Source organism: Bdellovibrio sp., assembly GCF_036384735.1.
In the GTDB taxonomy this organism is placed as follows: Bacteria; Bdellovibrionota; Bdellovibrionia; order Bdellovibrionales; family Bdellovibrionaceae; genus Bdellovibrio.
On sequence record NZ_DASVLT010000043.1, the window covers coordinates 1 to 14,122 of the forward strand.

At 46.4% G+C, this 14,122-nt stretch carries 16 protein-coding genes; 7 read left to right on the forward strand and 9 right to left on the reverse strand.

Annotation, left to right across the window (positions count from 1 at the left end; genetic code table 11):
• Positions 1-94: 94 nt before the first annotated feature.
• Genes VF412_RS11875 through VF412_RS11890 form a run of 4 tightly spaced genes read right to left on the reverse strand, consistent with a single transcriptional unit; the run spans position 95 to position 2,986 of the window.
• Positions 95-1,360: an ABC transporter permease gene (locus VF412_RS11875; protein ID WP_331339580.1), complete on the reverse strand. Its 1,266-nt coding sequence runs from the start codon at positions 1,358-1,360 to the stop codon at positions 95-97.
• Positions 1,360-2,052: an ABC transporter ATP-binding protein gene (locus VF412_RS11880; RefSeq protein ID WP_331339462.1), complete on the reverse strand. Its 693-nt coding sequence runs from the start codon at positions 2,050-2,052 to the stop codon at positions 1,360-1,362. Before VF412_RS11880 ends, VF412_RS11875 begins: the two co-directional genes overlap by 1 nt.
• Positions 2,039-2,521: a ZrgA family zinc uptake protein gene (locus tag VF412_RS11885; RefSeq protein ID WP_331339463.1), complete on the reverse strand. Its 483-nt coding sequence runs from the start codon at positions 2,519-2,521 to the stop codon at positions 2,039-2,041. Before VF412_RS11885 ends, VF412_RS11880 begins: the two co-directional genes overlap by 14 nt.
• A gap of 15 nt (positions 2,522-2,536) precedes the next feature.
• Positions 2,537-2,986: a DUF3299 domain-containing protein gene (locus tag VF412_RS11890; RefSeq protein WP_331339464.1), complete on the reverse strand. Its 450-nt coding sequence runs from the start codon at positions 2,984-2,986 to the stop codon at positions 2,537-2,539.
• Between the two features lie 114 nt (positions 2,987-3,100).
• Between VF412_RS11890 and hisS the strand changes: the two genes are divergently transcribed.
• On the forward strand, positions 3,101-4,354 hold the full coding sequence (gene hisS, locus VF412_RS11895; protein WP_331339465.1) for a histidine--tRNA ligase: 1,254 nt from the start codon (positions 3,101-3,103) through the stop codon (positions 4,352-4,354).
• Positions 4,355-4,385: 31 nt separating this feature from the next.
• Here the strand turns inward: hisS and lgt are convergent, their stop codons facing one another.
• Positions 4,386-5,444 carry a prolipoprotein diacylglyceryl transferase gene (gene lgt, locus VF412_RS11900; protein WP_331339466.1) on the reverse strand — a complete coding sequence of 353 codons (1,059 nt, stop codon included), beginning with the start codon at positions 5,442-5,444 and terminating at the stop codon, positions 4,386-4,388.
• A 102-nt stretch (positions 5,445-5,546) separates the two neighbouring features.
• On the opposite strand from lgt, the gene VF412_RS11905 reads away from it, so the two are divergent.
• The gene (locus tag VF412_RS11905; RefSeq protein WP_331339467.1) at positions 5,547-6,317 is read left to right on the forward strand and encodes a hypothetical protein; all 771 of its coding nucleotides are present in this window, start codon (positions 5,547-5,549) and stop codon (positions 6,315-6,317) included.
• A gap of 61 nt (positions 6,318-6,378) precedes the next feature.
• On the opposite strand, the gene VF412_RS11910 is transcribed toward VF412_RS11905, so the two are convergent.
• The 3 genes from VF412_RS11910 to VF412_RS11920 form a co-directional block, all read right to left on the reverse strand.
• A complete protein-coding gene (locus tag VF412_RS11910) occupies positions 6,379-7,104 on the reverse strand; it encodes a hypothetical protein (protein WP_331339468.1) in 726 nt (241 codons plus the stop codon).
• A gap of 122 nt (positions 7,105-7,226) precedes the next feature.
• On the reverse strand, positions 7,227-8,423 hold the full coding sequence (locus VF412_RS11915) for an RsmB/NOP family class I SAM-dependent RNA methyltransferase (RefSeq protein WP_331339469.1): 1,197 nt from the start codon (positions 8,421-8,423) through the stop codon (positions 7,227-7,229).
• A 38-nt stretch (positions 8,424-8,461) separates the two neighbouring features.
• Positions 8,462-9,142, reverse strand: coding sequence for a hypothetical protein (locus tag VF412_RS11920; RefSeq protein WP_331339470.1), 681 nt, complete (start codon positions 9,140-9,142; stop codon positions 8,462-8,464).
• A gap of 118 nt (positions 9,143-9,260) precedes the next feature.
• On the opposite strand from VF412_RS11920, the gene nrdR reads away from it, so the two are divergent.
• The 5 genes from nrdR (at position 9,261) to VF412_RS11945 (ending at position 12,151) form a co-directional block, all read left to right on the forward strand.
• Positions 9,261-9,845: a transcriptional regulator NrdR gene (nrdR, locus tag VF412_RS11925; protein ID WP_331339471.1), complete on the forward strand. Its 585-nt coding sequence runs from the start codon at positions 9,261-9,263 to the stop codon at positions 9,843-9,845.
• On the forward strand, positions 9,784-10,191 hold the full coding sequence (gene nusB, locus VF412_RS11930; RefSeq protein ID WP_331339472.1) for a transcription antitermination factor NusB: 408 nt from the start codon (positions 9,784-9,786) through the stop codon (positions 10,189-10,191). The genes nrdR and nusB overlap by 62 nt, the downstream gene beginning before the upstream one ends.
• A complete protein-coding gene (locus VF412_RS11935) occupies positions 10,191-10,643 on the forward strand; it encodes a hypothetical protein (protein WP_331339473.1) in 453 nt (150 codons plus the stop codon). The genes nusB and VF412_RS11935 overlap by 1 nt, the downstream gene beginning before the upstream one ends.
• Positions 10,644-10,751: 108 nt before the next feature.
• Positions 10,752-11,309, forward strand: a complete 558-nt coding sequence (locus VF412_RS11940; RefSeq protein ID WP_331339474.1) for a GTP cyclohydrolase — start codon at positions 10,752-10,754, stop codon at positions 11,307-11,309.
• Entirely contained in the window at positions 11,309-12,151 is an 843-nt protein-coding gene (locus VF412_RS11945; protein WP_331339475.1) for a pyruvate, water dikinase regulatory protein, read from the forward strand. Before VF412_RS11940 ends, VF412_RS11945 begins: the two co-directional genes overlap by 1 nt.
• On the opposite strand, the gene VF412_RS11950 is transcribed toward VF412_RS11945, so the two are convergent.
• Complete coding sequence (locus VF412_RS11950; protein WP_331339476.1) at positions 12,148-14,040, reverse strand: methyl-accepting chemotaxis protein; 1,893 nt, start codon at positions 14,038-14,040, stop codon at positions 12,148-12,150. The genes VF412_RS11945 and VF412_RS11950 overlap by 4 nt on opposite strands.
• Positions 14,041-14,122 lie beyond the last annotated feature (82 nt).

Genomic DNA, 14,122 nt, shown 5'->3' on the forward strand with positions numbered 1-14,122 from the left:
CATGCGCGCATCGACCACGAAGAGTAGGCCTTGTCACCAATAACAAGTTCAAAGAAAGGTTTGTCGCTGTGGACGTGATAGGCCATGGGAACTCCTAAAGACGAACGCTAAGGCCGTCTTTCAATGCAAGCTTTTGCGCGCGAAGTGCGGGGATAAAACCAATCAATGTTCCACCAATGAAAGTCACTAACATGAAGTACACTTCCACCGAGGTCAAAGCAGGTCCCGCAAGATACAATCCAAATTCTGATTCAAGCCAAGGCTTCAAGCCCTCCATCAAACCGATGGAAACAGCCATGCCTAAAACGATTCCGCAAATCGTCAGCATCGCAGATTCAAAGACTAACAAGCCCACAATTTGATTGGGTCTGGCTCCAATAGCACGCAAGATCGCCATCTCGCGACGACGCTCGTTCAATGTCGTCGTCAGTGCGATCAACATTGCCATGAAACCAACAACGACCACCATCCACGAAACGATACGCAAAACATTTTCTGCGTAAGAAAGACCGCCCCACAGTTCAGACAATGCCACCCCTGGGATGATTGCCATCAAAGGTTCGTCCTTGTATTCATTGATCTGTCTTTGCATTTTCAAAACGTCCAAGCGAGATTTCGCCCCCACAAAGAACGCTGTGATCGCATGAATTTTCAAATCTTCTTTTTTAATTTTGCTAGCAGGAATTACCTTGTCAGCTGTCGGCATCGCGCCGTTTTGCCAATCGATGTGCAAAGCTTCCATGCCCTCAAGACTAATATAAACCGCGCGGTCTAACGGAGTCCCCGTTTGCTTCATCACGCCGACAACCTCAAAAGGCTTGTCGTCATGCTTAAGGATTGCCTCACCACGAGTCACACCATGAGAAATAATAATCTTATCGCCTAAACGGTAGTTCAACTTCCGTTGAACATCCGATCCAATCACAACATCCCAAAGGCCTTGAAGTCCGTGTCCTTCCTCAAGTTCAACACCATGATTGCCGCGATAGTGATAATGAGTAAAGAAGTTCTCGTCCGTTCCCACAACGCGGAAGCCGCGATGAGAATCACCCAGGGAATAAGGAATCGTCCAGTCAATGGCAGGATTCTTCTTTAAGTCTTGATAGCTTTCCCAACTGACATTGTTAGTAGCTGTTCCCATGTTAAACACAGAATACAAAAGCAACTGCAAAGAACCACTGCGCGCACCCACGATTAAATCTGTTTTCGAGATCGTTTGTGTAAAGCCTTCTTCGGCCGCACGTTTCGCTCGTTCTACGGATAACAACAAGGCCACACTCAAGGCGATCGAGATCACCGTTAAGATCGTTGCGAAAGCTCTATTCTTTAAAGATTTAAGTGCTAGCTTTAAGAATACCATCACACGGCCCTGTTGATAGTTTGCAAAGAAAGAGATCTAGAGAAGAGTTTTTCAATGGTGCGATCATGGGAGACAAACACAACAGTCGTTCCATAGAGCTCAGCCAACTCGAAAAGCAATTTCAAAAATTTCTCGCGGTGATCGGTATCAAGTGCTGATGTCGGCTCATCCGCAAGCAACAAAGCCGGTTTTCCCAGCAACGCACGGGCCACAGCCACGCGTTGTTGCTGTCCCACACTCAATTCGGTCACTTTGTTTTCAAGAAGATCACCGATACCCAGGTTTCCGCACAAAGCGCGGATCACCATTTCGTTATCGACACCACCTAAGCGAGCGCGACGTGCAGGGCTCAGATGTAAGGGCAATTCGATATTCTCGCGAACCGAAAGATAAGGAATCAGATTGAAGCTTTGGAAAATATATCCCAGGTTTTCAGCACGGAATGCGTCGCGGTCGGCGTCACTCATTTTTTCTAGGTCCTGACCCAAAATTCGAACGCTGCCTTGAGAAGGCTTTAAAACTCCCGCCAAACATTCAAGCAAAGTGGTTTTGCCTGTACCACTGGGACCATACAAGAAGAGCTCTTCGCCCTTTTGAACCGAAAATTCGGGAATCACCAGTGTCGGTTTTTGCTGTCCCGCATAGGTGAACTGTAAATCTCGAATTTCAATAAGGGCGCTACTTGAGTTCAATACTTTCTCCGCCTGTCTTCACTTCTTGAGATTTTTGAACTCCCTCGGCAATTACGTCAACCTGAACTGTCTTAATGCGTGGGAAAATTTTGGCAACATTAACCATTACACTTGTCCCCACAGGGGATTTCTCGCAATTGACGCGAAATTCAGCATCAATGTCGCTGTGATTCTCTCTTTGATCGACCTCAAAGATCTCTTTTTTGATCTCGCATTTCAACGAGGGATCCAAAACAAACATCTCTGCGATCTTGTCTTCGAGTTTTTGCAGGCCCGCTTCTTTGGCTTTTTTATCTTTGGCCGTTTTTGGCATGTACTCAAAGCCATAAATAGCCGAGGACGGCAGACTCATTTCAATTTTTCCAGTTTTACCCTCGAAAGCCAGGGCCGCTTTAGCCACGCCATGAACATGGGCTTTCTCTTCACGGGCCGCAAACGCCAACACAGAGAATAGAAGTACTTTAAACATAAAGGTCTCCCTTTGTTATTTGTACAGCTCAACACCCTCGCCGATGATTTCAAAAGAAGCATCGCCATACATTGATTTTTTCGTCACGATATTAAAAATTCCGTACACCCAAATCGGCTCTGAAACCGCTTGAGTTCCTTTTTTCATTTTCACGTAAATCATCTGATTCGGCGGCGGCGGTGGAACGTGGATGCAGGCCTGTGCATTCGGCACAAGTAAGAACTCCACCACGTCGCGCTGATTGTCTTCAAGGGGAACCATGAAGCCTGGAATTTTCACGGGCTTGCCATTCAGGGCTTCCAATTCCTTGGTACCGTGGCCGGTGATGTAATCCATCTCGCTTAGAAGTCTCCAGTCCACTTCTGTCCCAGAAAGCTGTGCCGAGTGCCCGCCCATGTTCTGATAAATCACGGCGCCAAGGACCACGGCCAAGATGAAAATGCCACCCAAAACCCAATTCTTCATATCCTTCTATTAAAGACCCGGGCCACCCTAAAAGCAATAGCTTTACCTCTATTACGCGTGTCTGATATAACCAGTTTTGCCTATCTAGAGGCACGAACAAAAGGTCAGAAAATTATGAGTGAAAAACTTCAAAGAGTTAGAGGCACAAGGGATCTTCTTCCAGAGGACAGTCTTGTTTTCCGTTTTGTCGAAGAATCAGCCTACGAGAAAGCTTTGCTTTACGGTTTCGGGGAAATTGAAACTCCGATTTTTGAATTTTCTGACGTTTTTCATCGCACTTTGGGCGAAACTAGCGACGTTGTAAATAAAGAGACTTATGACTTTAAAGACCGTGGCGGCGAAAGCCTCACTTTAAGACCTGAGGGAACAGCCGGTGTAGCTCGTGCTTTTATCTCGGAAGGCATGAGTCACAACCTTCCTTTAAAATTTTATTACTCGGGCCCGATGTTTCGTTATGAGAGACCTCAAAAAGGCCGCTACCGTCAGTTCTATCAATTAGGCGCAGAATGTCTAGGTTATGAATCCCCTTTGGCCGACGTAGAGTGCATCAGCTTTGCTTGGGACCTCTTGCAAAAAATCGGTATTTCTGCGGATTGCACTCTTGAGATCAACACTTTGGGCGATACAGAAAGTCGTGCCGCCTACCGCGATGCTTTGGTGCAATACTTCACGGCTCACCAAGACCAATTGTCTGCAGATTCAAAAATGCGTCTAGAGAAAAACCCTCTACGTATTTTGGATTCCAAAGATGAGGGCGATAAAAAATTGAACGCAACTGCACCGAAACTTGAACAGTATTTAAACGAAACCTCGCAAACATTCTTCAAAAAAGTTTTGGCAGGCATCGAACGTCTGGGCATCCCGTACAAAGTGAACGATCACTTGGTGCGCGGTCTTGATTACTACTGCCACACTGTTTTTGAATTCACGACTTCAAAATTGGGCGCGCAGGGAACCGTTCTTGCCGGGGGTCGCTACGATGGCTTGATCGAAACTATGGGAGGACCGAAAACTCCGGGTGTTGGTTGGGCTGCGGGCATTGACCGTCTGGCTGATCTGACTCCGAAAGAGCTTGCGGTAAAGAAAGAAGTTTTGATTGCTGTGATTGGAGCCGACGATCAAGGTGAAGACGAGGGCGTTAAAGTTGCTCACGAACTTCGCAGTCGTAACTTGAAAGTTGAAAATATTCTTTCAGGCAAGATGGGTAAGAAAATGCAGAAGGCCAACAAATTGGGTGCACACTATGCTCTGATCTTGGGTGGTTCTGAAGTGGAAAACAAACAAGTCACGATCAAAAACTTTGGTTCGGGCGAGCAAACAACAATTGCACGTGCGGATCTCGCCAACTACGAATTCACGATCTTATAGAAAAAGGGCCGAAAGGGCCCTTTTTAAAAAATTATTTGCGATTTAATTTAATTGATTGTCCCCGTCCCCAGCCAGGGATTTTCAGCGAACTTGCGCGAGTCCATACAAACATCAAAATCAAACCAACGCCGAACATCGTGATACTTAACCACTGACCGCGAGTCAGTCCTAGCCAACGGAAACCCAATTGCACGTCAGGCATACGGAAATATTCGTCTGTGATACGCACGACTGCATAAATCAAGACAAACGTGGCTGCGATAAATCCAGGCTTGCGTGGTTTTCTCCATAATAAGAAAAGAATCAAGAACGTTAGTAAGCCTTCCCCTACAGCTGCAAAAAGCTGAGACGGATAGCGAGGTGTCAACAAAGGAGCAATGGCTTCTTTCGCAGCCGTGTTGCCCGACTGAATTTGTTCGATGATCTTGTTCATGATAGCATAAACTTGATCACGCGCATTTTGATCAAAACGGAATTTACCAAGAAGCTCGAGCCAAGTTTCACGACTGACACCGATTTTTTCAGTCACGGAAGCCAAATCATTCATGCGACCGAATTCTTGGGACGGCCACAAGTAAATGTCTTGCGGGAATTTTACCGCCAATGGGAATGAAGGGTCACAAGGACGTCCTACCAATTCCCCGTTAATGAAATTCGCGATACGACCAAAGAACACTCCGATCGGCCCTGAGACTGCCACAAGGTCAAAAAGATAAAGAGCATTCACAGAGTACTTACGTGCAAACAGCAAAGCCGCAACCACGATACCGATCATACCACCGTGGCTCGCCATCCCACCTTCGTTCACGGCAAGGACTCCCCAGAACGGGAATGTGGATTTGAACTTAGTGAAAAGATCGGGTCCATAGAAAATCACATAACCCAAACGACCGCCCACCAAAGTACCGATGGCTGCATAGGTAACAAAGTCACCCACCATTTGCGGAGTCAAACCCGCACGTTGTCTGCGCGCCAACCACTTGATCATCAAGTACGCACAAATAAAACCCATCATGTAAGACAAACCATACCAACGAACACCGAAGTCGCCGGAAATTCTGAGTGCGAAAGGATCTAAATCGTGAACCACAGCCCATCCTTCTTACAGCGTTTTGCAACGCTTTGAGACGTTTTCCCTGTATCAACACGGGATTTTTTAGACGATGCACCAATTAAGCGAGAAAATGGGACTATGTCCAGAATTTCATCCCTGCTTCTGTCGTGCATTATCCTCTTTTTGGCCTCTGCTCCGGCGTTGGCTAAGACGGATTGGCTCACAGGATATGACTTCACTCAAAGGGCTGCGGACCGCGAAAAAGGCCGTTGGTCCCTTTCCGATTGGCTGGCGATTAAAGATCGCAGTCGTATGATGGATATGTGGTTGTCCTCCAATGCCCCTTCGCCATTCGAATTTATGCTCGGTGCCTCTTATCTGAGCTACAAAACAGACCTGCATGATGGCTCAGACCCGACCTCCCACACTTCTTTCGCGGGAGAAGTCTCTGCCTATGCCCAATTAGTGGGCTTAACTGGAGAGTACGAACACAATTCTGCTGAAAATTTCACCAATACCACCGGGCTCTTTAATTTGCGGGTTTTCGGGAACTCGATCCAGAATAGCTCGTTAGTTTTGTCCTATGGTCTGCGAACTCACGAATTCATAACCACCACAGGAACGTCAGATCGCATGGTGCAGCAACTCGCCCAAGTAGAGCTGCAATTATATTTCACGAAGTACTTTGGTTTTGATGGCAAGTATCGTTATTTCCTTCCCACCACCGACGATAACTTAGGTGATGTGAAGGGAGACTACTCCGAAGCGGGACTCTTTATAGACTTTAAAGCCCTGCGAGTTTTCGGAGCCTGGTATAAGGAGAACCAGAAAAACACCCCTGCATCTTCGACGACAGAGTCGACCACAGATCGCACGGGAATCAGGTCAGGCATCAAAATATTCTTTTGATGTATTCTTCGTATAGAAAGGAAAAAGGCCTGCTCTTGCAGGCCTTTTGTTATTGGCGGTCCTACTTCATTTCAATGAGCTTGTTATCGCCCGTAACGAAGTAACTCTCTGTCGATTCTTCATGAGCCAATGGAGAATCCACCCGCCATTGCATGTTCATCTGCATACCCGCATTCGGATCTTGTTTTGTTCCTTGATTGAATACCGCCGGAACATTCGCAGTCGCATCGAACTTAAAGCCCCATGCGACACTCAAGTTTGCAGGAACAAATGTTGCGTTCGTGATATATTTGCCGATGCCGTCCACATTACCGTTCGCTGTGAACATCACACGGTAAGTGAAATCAACAACTGTCATGCCATAAGCATTTTCGTATTGAACTTGATATGACTTCGATTTTGGTACAGACCAACCAGACATATCTGTCCAGCAAGTCACACCACGAGGAAGAGCATTTGCTGTTGTCATTTGTACGTTCACAACAGGTTTGCCAGCTTCAACAATAGCCCAGATTTTTTTACCGATGTTGATGATTTGATCCACCCAAACTTGAAGCTGATCAATCGGACTTAATGAAACAACCACTGGATCGCCCGTGCGAGAAATAAGAAGCGGACGGCTTGAACTGCAATCCTGAACTAAGCCCGTCGCAGCCAATGTGGATGCACCTGTATCTGCAACTTCTTTAACAGTGACCTTTTTGATCTGAAAATATGTTTTATCAACTGCGAATGCAGGCGACGTCATTCCCAAAACCAAAAGACAAGACATGAAAGAACGAACCATGGACCCCTCCTATGTTGGCTAGAAGTTGTATCAAGTTCGTTTTTTACATTTCAATGCAAATGCATTGTGTTACCAATCATTGGTAACACGTCATCTTTACCTTTTGTTAGATTAGTTGGCACTCAGGCGTTGCGCTTAAGAACAGCCGCAAAGAATCCGTCAAAGCCTTCGCGATCAGGACGTGTGTGAATCTGTTTTACCAGAGTCCAATCTTTACCGTGCTCAGCAATGAACTTCTCAACCTGCTTTTCATTTTCTGAAGGAAGAATCGAGCAAGTGGCGTAAACTAACACCCCACCCTTCTTCGTCATCTGACAATAGCTCGTCAGAATTTCATACTGAAGACCATGTAAACGTTCGATTTCTTCTGCGGTCAACTTCCATTTTGTATCTGGATTACGACGAAGAACCCCCATGCCAGAGCATGGTACATCAAGCAACACGCGGTCCGCTTGTTCAGCCATACGCTTGATCACTTTGCTAGAATCAATCAAACGAGTTTCAATGATGTCCACACCATCACGGCGGGCGCGCACCTTCAGTTCTTGCAATTTCCAGTCATGAATATCCATAGAGATAATACGACCTTTATTCTTCATTAACGAAGCCATGTGCAAAGACTTACCACCGGCACCGGCGCATGCATCAACAACGCGCATGCCAGGTTCAATTCCTAACAATGGAACCACCATTTGCGAAGCCGCATCTTGAACTTCGAACATGCCTTTTTTGAAGGGCTCTGTGATGAAAACGTTTTTGCGCTCTTTTAATTTTACAGCGTAAGGAAGATCCGGGCTTACCTTTTCAGCTTTGATCTCGATGGCATTCAAAGCATCGATGACTTGGTCAGCCGTCGCACGCAGAGCATTAGCGCGCAAGAAAACTTCAGCGGGCTTGTTCAACGCGGGAACAACTTTTTCCCACTCTTTATCGCCCAATTCTTTGCGACCGTAAGCATCCATCCAATCAGGAATAGAATTCGCCACCGCGAAATTGCCAGCGGCTTCTTTTTCCATGCGGCGGATGTAGTCGTAATCAAGACCCTTGAATTCTTCCCATGGAGGCAGGTCAAAACCTTGGCGCAACCACTGCACACCCACGATTCGCCAAGCATCGTCGGCCCCCGCCATGAATTCTAGCAAGCGATGCCAGCGCACCACTTCGTAAATTGTTTCAGCGAAAAACTTGCGATCTCTGGAGCCCCATTTGGGGTGAGCTTTCAGATTTCTTTGAATCACTTTATCAGCATACTTATCGTCGAGGAAAACCTCTTCCAGAGCTGTGATAACTGTTTCTACGAGATGTCTATGAATTTTCAAAATGTATCCTGTTAGAACGTGCTGCTAGAACATAACTTCTAGAATGTAAATACAAGGCCGCCGGCCAAGAACGTTCCATTCAATTGACCAGAGCTAGTTAAAAGAAGATGGTTCTTTAACCCGGCCTCAATGAAGAATCCAGTGTTTTCATAGATATCGAAAAATCTCGCACCCACCACCAATTGGTAGTCGAAAGACAGAGGAGATTTATCGTGAGCTTGCTTCAAGAAAACCCCTAGGCCAGCACCCGCTCCGAAGTAAAGCGGAAAGCGAGAGCTCGCATCTGGGAAGGTGATCATCGGCATGAATGAAAGCTTGCTCGCGTCCTCTCCGCCAACGTCGTATTCGTTGTAACCAATGCGCAAATTCAAATCCATGGACTTATACCACTCGCCCACGCGGTAAGTGACATCCAAACCATTTCCACCGACCCCGTTTTGTTGGCCGTCTTTACCCCAATCGTAAGATTGTGAGGAAACGTATCGACCGAAAGAGATCGCTAAATAGTGATCGCTCACTCCGGCAACTTGGGAGCCTGATCCCGAATCGTCCGAGTTGCCTTTTTGAAAATATTTTGCAGCGGCATCACGACCTACACGAGGTTGGTTCTGAGCCATAGCCGCCGAGCTGAAGAAGCCTAGGAAAATCAGGGGCAAAATTGCAGAAATCGTCGTCTTCACACGCACCTCTTTTGAAAGGGGATTTAACGGCTTTATCATACCTGGTTTTTACCTGGTCAAGTAAGTCCATGACGCATTGGGCAATTAACCCTTGTCCGTTGACTCGAAAGAGCCTGATCCATACTCTCCGTCCTAATTTAGCCGGGGAAGATCAATCATGAAATGCCCATTTTGTGGCCACGCCGATGACAGAGTTCTAGATACAAGAGTGCAGAAAGATGGCAGCATTCGCCGCCGTCGTGAATGCCTTGAGTGCAAGGCTCGTTTCTCTACTGTGGAAACAATCATGCTGGCGTACCCGTTCATCATCAAGAAAGACGGACGCCGCGAGCCTTTCGCGAAAGAAAAAATCTCTAAAGGGTTGCAGGCCGCAGTTCAAAAACGCCCTGTCAGCCTGGCTCAACTAGACGCCGTGGTGGAAAGAATTTCTGCCTGGGTGATCAACCGCGGGGAATCCGAAATTTCCTCTCGCTTGATCGGCAAAAAGGTCATGGCGGAGCTGAAGCAACTTGATGACGTTGCTTACATCCGTTTTGCCAGCGTTTATCGTACCTTCAAAGACGTTCAAGAATTTGTGGAGACACTTGAAGACGCCGAACTGCTTGATTTTGTCGATGCAAGTAATCCACAATTAAGCCTTACTGCGATGAACTTTGTTGAAAGCGAGAAAAAGCCAAACCATGAAACTGACAGCAAGACGCCAAGCCCGAGAACTCGCGCTACAAATCCTGTTTCAAACTGAGTTCGCACCTCAGATTAATATCCAAACCTTTCTAGCGGTTTTTGAACAAAGCTTCGATCCAGATGTGATCGATTATGCTGATCAATTGATCAATGGTGTGCTTAAAAACAAAGCTGCTATTGATAGCAAGCTTCAAGCATCTAGTGCTCACTGGAAAGTCGAACGTATGGCGACAATTGATCGCAATATCCTTCGCGTTGCGGTGTACGAAATGAAATTGGCTGCTGAACCGATCAAAGAAAATATCGCCATCAATGAAGCCGTTGAGATCGCGAAAAAATACGGAACATCTGAATCAGCCAGCTTTGTGAACGGTCTTCTTGATCAAGTGAGCAAGGTGAACTAATGGCCATGAGCGTGCTTTCCCAAGCGAGTGCATTTAATCCCGGATCGGATCTGTGGATTGTCCCTCACTTGGAAAAGTCCCAATGGACGGCACGCCTGGACTGGTATCTGAATTTTCAAATCTGCAAATCGTCTCGTCATAAGCATGCGCAGACGGATGCCTTTGTGAATGAAGTTCTTAAAGAAACCGAGCTTGAAAAGTTTTATCGCCCGGTTTCTGCGCAAGCCCCTTTGATGATTGCCTCTGAACAACTTCTTCCCAATAAGTGGGTTGTGGTTCTGCCATGGGCCGAGGACATGTCGTCATGGAGCAAAGAAGTTTTCCAAATTTGGAATGGCCTCAAAGAGCCGACTCTTCGCATATTCCTGCCACCTGGACAAAGTGCTGGGAACTTCCAGCAGTCTTGGGTGCGCAATTCAAGCTTCGAAGAATTCACTGTGGTGCTTGATTAAACGATAGTTTCCCCGTCAGAATAGAAGAGTATGGCACTTCGAAGGAATCGAAGTGTAAAGCTGACCTACTTCGGCAAAACCGAACTGCAGACCAGCAAAGGAACGTTTATGGAAAAACTATCACAAGCCTTAGCCTCTAAGATCACTCATTTTCAAAAAAGACTTCAGTCTTTCCTAGAAAATGATTTCGATCCCAACTCGGAAGAACACGAACGTCTCAGAAAAGAATTTGAAGTCTCTCGTGATGAAGCTTTAGTTCGCGGCATTTCGCAAGGTTTGCCTGAGGATCATATCGATCGCGCTATCGTCGTCTTTTCTCGCCTTGCGATGCTATTTGATGCGGGTGTTTTGCTGGAAAACAACGACAGCGAGTGGAAGGCTCAAGCGGCTTTTCATAAAGGCGTGACAGAGCTTCTGAAGAATAATTCTAAAAACGTATTGAAGCTTCCCGCTGTGAACTTGATGACTGTTCTAAAAACTGACGCGTCTTCATTGTTGCAAAAAATGAATTTACAACATCTAGATCCGCAACATCGCGATTCATGCTTGCTTATCAAAGTGACTCCGGATTTTGCTTTTGTTCTTCTTTCTAGTCTTCCGGATCTTTGGTTGAAAGAGCATATCGAAAATGTACGCCGCGCTTTAATCAATGGATTTGCTGACTGATGAGCGACCAACAAACCTATACAATCTATATTCTTTCAGATAGTACAGGCGAAACTGCTGCGACGATGATTCGCGCCGCCTCGGTTCAATACTCAACAAAAGATATCAATATCATTCGCTGCAAGAACGTACGCACGGAAGCGCAAGCAGAGGCCGTGGTCGAAGAGTGTTTCGAGCGCCGTGGAATGTTGGTTTATACTGTTGCCAGCGAAACTCTTCGCAACAAAATTCGCGAATTTGCGTCGGGCAAAGGAATTCCTTATTTTGATTTGCTGGGTCCTCTTCATGGCACTTTGGATACGTTCTTTGGCGAGCACTCAGAGTCTGCCGTAGGCGCCTTACGGGCCGTAGATGAAAGATACTTCAAACGCATTGAGGCTATCGAATACACAGTTAAACATGATGATGGCAAAACTTTTGCTGAACTAGACAAAGCCGACATCGTGCTTGTGGGAATTTCCCGCACCAGCAAAACGCCGCTGTCAATTTTCCTAAGCCACAAAGGCTGGAAAGTCGCCAATGTTCCGATGGTCTTGAACACACCGCTGCCTGAAGAGCTCTTTAAGATCGATCAGCGTCGTGTCGTGGGACTGATTATTGATATGGAATCACTACAAAGAATTCGCAAAAGCCGTCTTGAAAAATTTGGTCAAGATCCCGGAGGCTCCTATGCCTCTATGTCGAATATTGCGAAGGAAATCGAATATGCGGAATCGGTCTTTAAACAAAATCGTCGCTGGCCGGTCTTCAATGTCACAGAACGCGCCTTGGAGGAAACTGCCAGCGAGATTGTTCGCATTATCGCTGCCCGCCTTGGACTGCCGGACAGCGTGATTTTCTAAACCGCTTTTTGCAAAGATTCCTCTAACGGAAGACTCAAAACCGCATTCTTGTCGTGCGGTTCTTTTTTTGCTTCTCCATAGACAAACAAATTCAATTCTTCAGTGGCTGCTTTCATGATAGTCGCCTGGTCACTGATCTCACTTGCTGTGCCTGCGATTTCCTCTGAAGACGCGGCATTTGTTTGAACTGCTTGATCTAATTGGTTCATGGCTTTAGAAATCTGATGAATACCAGCAGATTGCTCTTCACTGGCCGTAGAAATTTCTAGATTCAAATCAGACACCTTCTTCACCGAAGACACGATGGATTTCAAAACTTCACCAGAACTGTCAGCTTTTTTTGTTCCGCGATCAATCTTCGCCACTGATTCTTGGATCAAGGAAGTAATATCCTTCGCTGCCACCGCGGATCGTTGCGCCAGGGTACGAACAGCTTCCGCGACAACCGCAAAGCCACGACCATGTTCGCCGGCCCTTGCTGCCTCCACTGATGCGTTAAGGGCCAGCAAATTTGTTTGAAAAGCGATGTCATCAATCACGTTAATGATCTCTTCGATTTTTTTCGATGAATCGGAGATTTCGCTCATCGCCTGAATAAGCTCTGTCATCTCAGCCTCACCACGAACCGCAGCATCAGAAGAGGCCAATGATAAGGCCGCTGCTTGCTTTGCATTTTCTGAATTCATTTTAACCATGGAAGACATTTCTTCCAAGGAAGCAACTGTCTCTTCCAGTGAAGCCGCGGAAGCACTTGCTGACTCAGATAAGTTTTGCCCCGCTTGGGACAATTGGTGAATTGCCGAGGTCACTTGCTCGCCGGATTGATGCAAACGATTTGAAAGAATGCCCACTGATTTCGCAATGTATTTCGCCATGAGCTGAACAGCTACCAGCAAAATCAAAGTTCCGATGATAGCGATGATCACTTGGGTCCACACCATGGTGCGCGCAGGTCCCATCACCGTACTCATAGGTGTACGGATCATCAAAGTCCATGTCTCGCCGGTTTCAGCGATCTTCATCGGAGTCACCACGAAAAGACAGTCTTCACCGACCTGTGGATCCATTCCTGTGATGACAAGCTCTGTTCCATCAGCCACAGCCTTTTTGAACTTCTCTGGCTCGAACGGAAACTTTGCTTCTTGAGTGATGAGCTTTTCATCAGGATGAGAGGCATAGTGATTTCCAGAAGAAAGAAGATAGGCTTCCGAAGTCGAGAACGGTTTGATAGCGGCCACTTTCTTTTGAACATCTTTTAATGACAAATCCACGCCGGCCACGCCAAGGAATTTGCCGTCATGGATGATTGGTACAACCGTTGAGGTCATTAAGACCATTTGACCGTCTATTTTATACAAATAGGGTTCGATCAATGACTCTTTCATTCGAGCTTTAGGAATGAGGTAATAATCACCGTCACCTGGCTTGTCGTAACCAAGAAGCGGAGTCAAAGAAGCCTTGCCACCTTCCCAATTCAAGTAAGGAACAAAACGCCCCGTTTGGTCATTACCTGGTGTACCTGCATATTGGGAATCTTTTCCATCCCATGCATTGGGCTCCCACCCTGTCCACGTGCCGACAAGGTTTTTATTTTGCTGAAGAAGTTCTTTCAAAACCTCATGAATAGGCTCACGAGATGTGTAACCGTGATTTTTGAATGCAGACAACTGATGAGCCATCGTGCGCGCAACATCGAAACCCCTATCAATTTCAAGACGCATTTCATTCGCATAAGAATGGGCTGTTGCCACAGTTTTATTGACGGCTTCCTCTTTGGCTGTCTTCAAACTGTTCTGCGCCACAAGGAAATTCATCGCCACAAAAACGAACAAGGCGATAAGAATAATTGGTACAGAAAGTTTCACTTGAATAGAGTGATGCTTCTTCATGGAGGGACCTCTTAATTCCGGTTTTTCAATTGAAGAAATATTCGGAAAATTAATTAATTCCCTAGAGACAAAATCCCCAGTG

What these genes read in the sequence shown, in the direction of transcription:
- hisS (WP_331339465.1), top strand. Translation starts at nt 3,101, where the DNA reads ATGAGTGAAAAACTTCAAAGAGTTAGAGGCACAAGGGATCTTCTTCCA.
- nusB (WP_331339472.1), top strand. Translation starts at nt 9,784, where the DNA reads ATGAAACTGACAGCAAGACGCCAAGCCCGAGAACTCGCGCTACAAATC.
- VF412_RS11885 (WP_331339463.1), bottom strand. Translation starts at nt 2,521, where the DNA reads ATGTTTAAAGTACTTCTATTCTCTGTGTTGGCGTTTGCGGCCCGTGAA.
- VF412_RS11890 (WP_331339464.1), bottom strand. Translation starts at nt 2,986, where the DNA reads ATGAAGAATTGGGTTTTGGGTGGCATTTTCATCTTGGCCGTGGTCCTT.
- VF412_RS11910 (WP_331339468.1), bottom strand. Translation starts at nt 7,104, where the DNA reads ATGGTTCGTTCTTTCATGTCTTGTCTTTTGGTTTTGGGAATGACGTCG.
- VF412_RS11950 (WP_331339476.1), bottom strand. Translation starts at nt 14,040, where the DNA reads ATGAAGAAGCATCACTCTATTCAAGTGAAACTTTCTGTACCAATTATT.
- VF412_RS11905 (WP_331339467.1), top strand. Translation starts at nt 5,547, where the DNA reads ATGTCCAGAATTTCATCCCTGCTTCTGTCGTGCATTATCCTCTTTTTG.
- VF412_RS11920 (WP_331339470.1), bottom strand. Translation starts at nt 9,142, where the DNA reads ATGATAAAGCCGTTAAATCCCCTTTCAAAAGAGGTGCGTGTGAAGACG.
- nrdR (WP_331339471.1), top strand. Translation starts at nt 9,261, where the DNA reads ATGAAATGCCCATTTTGTGGCCACGCCGATGACAGAGTTCTAGATACA.
- VF412_RS11940 (WP_331339474.1), top strand. Translation starts at nt 10,752, where the DNA reads ATGGAAAAACTATCACAAGCCTTAGCCTCTAAGATCACTCATTTTCAA.
- VF412_RS11875 (WP_331339580.1), bottom strand. Translation starts at nt 1,360, where the DNA reads ATGGTATTCTTAAAGCTAGCACTTAAATCTTTAAAGAATAGAGCTTTC.
- VF412_RS11945 (WP_331339475.1), top strand. Translation starts at nt 11,309, where the DNA reads ATGAGCGACCAACAAACCTATACAATCTATATTCTTTCAGATAGTACA.
- VF412_RS11935 (WP_331339473.1), top strand. Translation starts at nt 10,191, where the DNA reads ATGGCCATGAGCGTGCTTTCCCAAGCGAGTGCATTTAATCCCGGATCG.